We start from the raw sequence: 8,208 nt of genomic DNA, 5'->3' as shown, positions 1-8,208 counted from the left end.
TCAATATAACAAGCCCCAGCAAAAAGCCGGGGCTAATACTTCAATTATTTTAGGACATTTTCAAAAACGCTTGACACTTATTTTTTACCACTTTACCATATCAGCGTTGTATAAAATGATGTACAAAATAATTATTTTGTATCAGAACGGAAAATCGGGAGCAAATTTAGTTTGCCCCCGACCATACTTTTTATATACTCTCTTTTTTATTTTCCCGACAGCGATTCAGCAGGTATTATTCCACAAAGCATTTTTTTGCCAACTTACAGATAAGAATATCCCATCAGGGATTCATCCACTGCCTTTGCGGCTTCTCTTCCTTCACGGATTGCCCATACTACCAGAGACTGGCCTCTGTGCATATCTCCTGCTGTGAAAACCCGCGGTACGCTGGTCTCATAGGCTTCCGGTTTTGTCTCAACGTTGGTTCTTGCAGTTGTTGCAACCTTAAATGCATCAGTCACATATTTCTGGCTTCCAAGGAAACCAGCTGCGATCAGTACCAGGTCTGCAGGGATCACTTCTTCCGTCCCCTCTACCGGAACCATCATCATACGGCCTGTTTTGGCATCTTTCTCGCTTTTCAGCTTTACGATCCGGGCCTGGCAGACATTTCCGTTTTTATCTTTGATAAATTCAGTAACGGTTGTCTGGTAAACCCGGGGGTCATGTCCAAACACTGCAATTGCTTCTTCCTGGCCATAGTCTGTTTTTAAGACCTTTGGCCATTCCGGCCATGGATTGGAAGCAGCACGCTCTGTTGGCGGCATTGGCATCATTTCTAGCTGTGTTACAGATTTGGCGCCGAGACGTACGGAAGTACCCACACAGTCATTTCCGGTATCACCACCGCCAATTACCAGCACATGTTTGCCTTTTGCCTCTTCATAAGGAGCTTTGGTAAAATCGCTGTCCAGAAGAGTTTTGGTGACTTTTTTCAAGAAGTCTACTGCAAAATAAATTCCCTTTGCATCTCTTCCCGGCACTTTAATATCACGGGGATTGGAAGCTCCACAACAAAGGATTACACGGTCATATTTCTTCAAAAGTTCCTCTGCTGTAATATCCACTCCAACATTTGTATTTGTCACAAATTTCACACCCTCAGCTTCCATCAGCTTCAGTCTTCTGTCGATCACAGATTTCTCCAGCTTCATATTTGGAATGCCGTAACGAAGAAGTCCGCCGATCCGGTCACTTCTTTCGAATACAGTTACATTGTGACCTCTTCTGTTTAACTGCTGTGCTGCTGCAAGTCCGGAAGGACCGCTTCCGATAACTGCTATGGTCTTTCCTGTACGAACCTTCGGAGGCTGTGGAACAACCCAGCCTTCTGCATATGCAGTCTCAATGATGGCACGTTCATTTTCCTTAGTGGAAACAGGCTCTCCATTTAAGTTGCAGGTACAGGCTGCCTCGCAAAGTGCAGGGCACACACGGGAGGTAAATTCCGGGAAGCTGTGTGTCTTGTTCAGACGAAGAAACGCCTGTTTCCAGTTTCCGGTAAATACCAGATCATTTGTCTCCGGCACCAGGTTGTGAAGCGGACATCCGGAAGCCATGCCGCCGATCATCATGCCTGCCTGGCAGAAGGGAACGCCGCAAGCCATGCAGCGTGCTCCCTGAAGTTTTTGTTTCTCTTTATTAAGAGGAGTACGGAACTCCTTGAAATTGGCAATTCTTACTTTTGGCGGCAGAACCTTTGCCGTCTCTCTGTTATATTCTAAAAATCCAGTCGGTTTTCCCACGATCTTCTGCCTCCTTAATGCTTAACTCCTATGCTTTCGTAGAATGCTTCCATCTGCGCCTGCTCACTGTTCAGACCTTTTTCCTCAAGCTTTGCACTTAATGTGATCATCTTCTTGTACTCATTTGGAATGAGTTTTTTGAAGTGAGGCAGATACATGTCAAACTGATCCAGAACCTTCTGTCCAAGCTCCGATCCCGTTGCAGCTACATGTGCTTCGATCAGATTTTTCAGTTCTTTTTTGTCATATTTATTGTCTACTTTTTCAATAGAAATCATCGCTTTATTTAAGTTCTTATAAAGAACATTTTCCACATCCAGAACATAAGCGATACCGCCGCTCATACCTGCTGCAAAGTTTTTGCCGGTTCTTCCAAGAACTACTACACGACCACCGGTCATGTACTCACAGCCGTGCTCTCCCACACCTTCCACAACTGCATTGGCACCAGAGTTACGAACTGCAAAACGCTCACCTGCCATACCGTTAATAAAGGCAGTTCCACTAGTTGCACCATAAAGAGCAACGTTGCCGACAATAATGTTATCTTCTGCTTTGTAACCGGCATTTTCCGGAGTCTTCAGGATCAGCTTGCCACCGGAAAGACCCTTTCCAAAGTAGTCGTTGCAGTCGCCGGTAAGCTTCAGAGTAAGACCCTTCGGGATAAAGGCACCAAAGCTCTGTCCTCCGGCTCCTGTACAATCAATCTCTACCGTGTCTTCCGGCAGTCCGTTTTTATTATTTCTGGTAATCTCCGCACCAAGGATTGTTCCAAATGCACGGTCTGTGTTCTTTACTTCTACCGAAAATCTGGTCTTCTCACCGCCATGAATTGCGCGACTGCATTTCTTCACAAGAACTTTCTCATCCAGAGTCTTCTCCAGCTGGAAATTGTACTCTGCTTTCGGATCAAAGGTTACCTCGCTGCCAGCTTTTGCATATGGATTGTTCAAGATTGCACTAAGGTCTACTTTACCTTTGTGCGGCTCATCAACTGCATCTGTAGCAACCAGGAGATCCGTACGTCCTACCATCTCTTTCAGGCTTCTCACACCCAGTTTTGCCATATATTCGCGAAGCTCCTGGGCAATAAATTTCATAAAGTTCTCAACATATTCCGGTTTGCCTTTGAATCTCTTTCTCAGCTCCGGATTCTGGGTAGCTACACCAACCGGGCAGGTGTCCAGATTGCAGACTCTCATCATTACACAGCCCATAGTTACAAGAGGTGCTGTAGCAAAACCGAATTCCTCTGCACCAAGAAGTGCTGCAATTGCAACATCACGACCGCTCATCAGTTTACCGTCTGTCTCAATGCGGACACGGTTACGAAGTCCGTTCATAAGCAGTGTCTGATGGGTTTCAGCAAGTCCAAGCTCCCATGGAAGTCCTGCATTGTGAATGGAGCTTCTGGGTGCTGCACCAGTACCTCCATCATATCCGGAAATCAGGATTACCTGTGCACCAGCCTTTGCAACTCCGGCTGCAACCGTACCAACGCCAGCCTCAGAAACCAGCTTTACAGAAATATCTGCATATTTATTTGCATTTTTCAGGTCATAAATCAGCTCTGCCAGGTCCTCGATGGAATAGATATCGTGATGCGGCGGCGGGGAGATCAGAGAAACACCAGGTGTGGAGTGACGGGTTTTCGCAACCCATGGATAAACTTTCTTCGCCGGAAGATGTCCACCTTCACCAGGTTTTGCGCCCTGTGCCATTTTGATCTGGATTTCTCTTGCAGATACCAGATAACGGCTGGTAACACCGAAACGACCACTGGCTACCTGTTTGATCGCAGAACATCTGTCATCTTTTGTTCCTGCTGAATCCAGTCTTTCATTGCTTTCACCGCCCTCACCAGTATTTGATTTTCCATGAAGATGGTTCATTGCAATAGCAAGTGTCTCATGTGCTTCCTGAGAAATGGAACCATAGGACATGGCACCAGTCTTAAAATGCTTTACGATTTCATCAACACTCTCCACCTCTTCAAGAGGGATAGGATTTTCTGCATACTTAAAGTCCATAAGCGCACGAAGATTGCCGTGATTTTCCTTATCCACAAGATCTGTATACTGTTTGAACATCTCATAGCTGCCTGTTCTTGTAGACTGCTGAAGGAGATGAATGGTTGCCGGATTGTAACGGTGCTCTTCTCCCTGGCTTCTCATTTTGTGGGCACCCACACTATCCAGAGTAAGGTCTGTGGTAAGTCCTAACGGGTCAAATGCTTCTGAATGAAGCTTTTCTACATTCTCCTCAATATCTTCCAGTGTAATGCCTCCAACACGGCTTACAGTACCTGTGAAATATTTATCGATTACATCCTGAGATACACCAATTGCCTCGAAAATCTGGGAACCCTGATAAGACTGGATTGTAGAAATACCCATCTTGGAAGCGATCTTAACAATACCGCTGATAACTGCATGATTATAATCGTCTACAGCTGCATAATAGTCCTTGTCCAGCATATGAGTATCGATCAGTTCATGGATTGTCTCCAATGCCAGATACGGGTTGACTGCACTTGCGCCATAGCCCAGAAGAGTAGCAAAATGATGAACCTCTCTCGGCTCGCCGGATTCCAGGATAATAGCAAGAGAAGTACTCTTTTTCGTCTTTACAAGGTGCTGATGTACTGCAGAAACAGCCAGCAGAGACGGAATCGGCATATGGTTTTCATCCACGCCTCTGTCGGAAAGCACCAGAATGTTGGCACCATCCCTGTATGCTTTATCAACTTCTACAAACAGACGGTCAATAGCACGCTCAAGCTTTGTGCTCTTGTAATAAAGAGTGGAGACAACAGCCACCTTAAAGCCTTCGTGATGCATTTCCTTAATTTTCAGCATATCTGTATTGGTAAGGATCGGATTGTTAATCTTTAATACCTTGCAGTTCTCCGGAATCTGCTCCAGAAGGTTTCCGTCTTTTCCAACATAAACGCTTGTGCTGGTGACAATCTCCTCACGGATCGCATCAATCGGCGGATTGGTTACCTGTGCAAAAAGCTGTTTGAAGTAGTCAAAAAGCGGTCTGTTCTGTTTGGAAAATACTGCCAACGGTGTATCCACACCCATTGCGCCAATGCTCTCAGCACCGTTTAACGCCATGTTTCGGATAGAAGTACGATACTGCTCATAAGTGTATCCGAAAGCCTTCTGAAGACGGGAACGCTGTTCCTCTGTATATTCTTCCATTCTTTCGTTTGGAATCTTAATATCTTTTAAATGTACCAGATTGCTGTCCAGCCATTCGCCGTATGGCTGTTTCTTTGCATACATCTCTTTTAATTCGTTATCATCGATGATCTTGCCCTGAACCGTATCTACCAGAAGCATTTTTCCAGGATGAAGACGCTCTTTTAATATGATCTTCTCTTCCGGTACCGGCAATACTCCAACCTCAGAAGAAAGGATCATGCAGCCATCGGATGTCACGTAATATCTGGACGGACGAAGACCGTTACGGTCAAGCACTGCACCCATCACATCTCCATCTGAGAAAAGAATAGATGCAGGTCCATCCCATGGCTCCATCATAGTGGCATAATACTGATAGAAGTCACGTTTTTCCTGGGAAATGGTATCGTTATTTGCCCATGGCTCCGGAATAGTGATCATCACTGCAAGAGGAAGATCCATGCCACTCATGGTAAGGAATTCCAGCGTATTATCGAGCATTGCAGAATCGGAACCATTTCGGTTGACTACCGGAAGGATTTTCTGCATTTCCCCTTCTAAGTATGGGGACTCCATATTTTCCTCTCTTGCCAGCATCTTATCTGCGTTTCCCCGGATGGTGTTGATCTCACCATTGTGCACGATCAGACGGTTTGGATGTGCTCTCTCCCAGCTTGGATTTGTGTTGGTACTGAAACGGGAATGTACCAATGCAATCGCAGATTCATAATCAGGGCTTTGAAGATCAGAGAAAAATGTACGAAGCTGTCCAACCAGGAACATACCTTTATAAACAATCGTACGGCTACTCATAGAACATACGTAAGTGTTATCATTACTCTGTTCAAACTCACGGCGGGCAATATACAGTTTACGGTCAAATGCGATGCCTTTTTCCAGATCATCCGGCTTTTTGATAAATGCCTGCATAATGCATGGCATGCACTCTCTTGCCTTATGTCCAAGAACCTCCGGAACTACCGGAACTTCTCTCCAGCCAAGGAACTCCAGTCCCTCTTTTTCCACAATGATCTCAAACATTTTTTTTGCCTGGGCACGTTTGATCTCATGCTGTGGGAAAAAGAACTGGCCAATACCATATTCTCTTTCCTGGCCGATTTCGATTCCCTCTTTTTTACATGCTTTCTTAAAAAATTTATGGGAAATCTGAAGGAGGATACCAACGCCATCACCTGTTTTGCCTTCTGCATCTTTTCCGGCACGATGATCCAGATTCTCTACAATCCGCAATGCGCTGGCAACTGTATCATGGGATTTTTTGCCTTTGATATTGACAACTGCACCGATACCGCAGTTATCATGTTCAAATTCCTGACGGTAAAGTCCCTGCCTTTCCTTTATCACTTCTTTCATTTTCCTCATCCTTTCTATTGTTGATTAAGAGTTTCCTCTTTGTTTACTTTATCTACAGCTGCCTGGATAAATCCACGGAACAGCGGGTGAGCATGGTTCGGTCTTGATTTGAACTCCGGATGTCCCTGGGTTCCTACAAAGAATGGGTTTGCCGGAATCTCGATCATTTCCACAATGTGACCATCAGGAGAAGTTCCTGCTATGGTCATGCCTTTTTCTGCCAGTTCTTTGCGATATGCATTGTTAACTTCATAACGATGTCTGTGACGTTCCTGAATTTCTTTCTGTCCGAAAAGTTCCAGGGATAAAGAACCATCCGCAAGCACACATGGATAACTTCCAAGGCGCAGGGTTCCTCCAAGATCTTCCACATCTTCCTGGTCTGGCATAAGGGCAATTACCGGATTGGTAGTTTCTGGTGCAAGTTCAATGCTGTTTGCATCTTCATAACCAAGTACATGACGGGCAAATTCTACGATTGCCATCTGCATTCCAAGACAGATTCCAAGGTATGGGATCTTATGCACGCGGGCATACTGGGCAGCCAGGATCATTCCTTCTGTTCCTCTTCCGCCGAAACCACCTGGAACCAGGATTCCATCTACCTGGTAAAGCCTCTGATCCAGGTTCTTCTCGTTTAACTCTTCGGAATCAATCCAGGTAATCTCTACTTTCGCCTTGCATGCGATTCCGCCATGTTTCAGAGCTTCCACCACACTGAGGTATGCATCATGAAGCTGGGTATATTTTCCTACCATAGCAATGTTTACAGTTTTATCCGGATGGCGGAGATTTTCTACCATAGCCTCCCAGTCCGTAAGGTCTGGTTTTCTTTTTTCAAGTCCCAATGACTGCATGACCACATCTGCCAGTTTTTCACGTTCCATCGCAAGTGGGGCTTCATACAGATACTCTACATCCAGATTCTGAAGTACATGGCTTACCGGCACGTTACAGAACAGGGCAATTTTGGCTCTCAGATCGTCGGTCAGCGGATATTCACTTCTGCATACCAGAACATCCGGCTGGATTCCCATTGCCTGAAGCTCCTTGACACTGGCCTGGGTTGGTTTTGTTTTCATTTCTCCTGAAGCTTTCAGGTATGGAATCAAGGTTACATGAATAAGGATTGCATTTTCATGTCCCACATCATGCTGAAACTGTCTGATGGATTCCAGAAATGGCTGACTTTCAATATCTCCTACCGTTCCGCCGACTTCGATAATGGCAATCCTGTTTTCATCCGGGGATTTTGCGCGATAGAAGCGGCTTTTGATTTCATTTGTAATATGAGGGATTACCTGTACGGTTCCTCCTCCAAAGTCTCCATGACGTTCTTTTTGTAAAACGGACCAATAAATTTTTCCGGTAGTTACATTGGAATTTTTATCCAGGCTTTCATCAATGAATCGTTCATAATGGCCAAGATCCAGGTCGGTCTCAGTTCCATCGTCTGTTACGAAGACTTCTCCATGCTGAATAGGGTTCATGGTTCCGGGATCAATGTTGATGTAAGGGTCAAATTTCTGCATTGTGACCTGAAAACCTCTTGCCTTTAAAAGTCGCCCAAGTGAAGCTGCTGTGATTCCCTTTCCCAGTCCTGACACAACACCGCCAGTGACAAAAACGTATTTTACTGCCATCTTTCGATTTCCTCCTCCAATTGCTTTTAATGTGTTCTAATATGTAAAAAAGGCGTCAAAGAGGAGGATTAGGGGGCACTTAACCTATCCATTTCTCTTTGACGCCTTTGTCAAAACAAATTCTTATTCAAAAATATGGTATATAATATATCATTTTTTTGGCTTTGTCAATCCACTTTTTTTGCTATTTAATGTGTTGGTCGTTATCCCGGACGCGATTTCACAATGTATATTCACCGCCGCGCGTCGCAACGT

General features: G+C 45.0%; 3 protein-coding genes. All 3 read right to left on the bottom strand.

Annotated features, from left to right (window positions below; genetic code table 11):
* Nucleotides 1-263: 263 nt before the first annotated feature.
* The 3 genes from ACESTK_RS20245 to ACESTK_RS20235 are packed head-to-tail and all read right to left on the bottom strand — an operon-like array spanning nucleotide 264 to nucleotide 7,953.
* A complete protein-coding gene (locus ACESTK_RS20245; RefSeq protein WP_373120606.1) occupies nucleotides 264-1,748 on the bottom strand; it encodes a glutamate synthase subunit beta in 1,485 nt (494 codons plus the stop codon).
* A gap of 14 nt (nucleotides 1,749-1,762) precedes the next feature.
* Complete coding sequence (gene gltB, locus ACESTK_RS20240; RefSeq protein WP_373120604.1) at nucleotides 1,763-6,310, bottom strand: glutamate synthase large subunit; 4,548 nt, start codon at nucleotides 6,308-6,310, stop codon at nucleotides 1,763-1,765.
* A gap of 14 nt (nucleotides 6,311-6,324) precedes the next feature.
* A complete protein-coding gene (locus tag ACESTK_RS20235) occupies nucleotides 6,325-7,953 on the bottom strand; it encodes a CTP synthase (RefSeq protein ID WP_118578480.1) in 1,629 nt (542 codons plus the stop codon).
* Nucleotides 7,954-8,208: the final 255 nt, after the last annotated feature.

The sequence above is a fragment of the Ruminococcus sp. Marseille-P328 genome, assembly GCF_964249465.1.
Lineage (GTDB): Bacteria > Bacillota > Clostridia > Lachnospirales > Lachnospiraceae > Blautia_A > Blautia_A faecis.
Note: the sequence above shows the minus strand (reverse complement) of the source record. Positions and strands in the feature narration are given on the sequence as shown.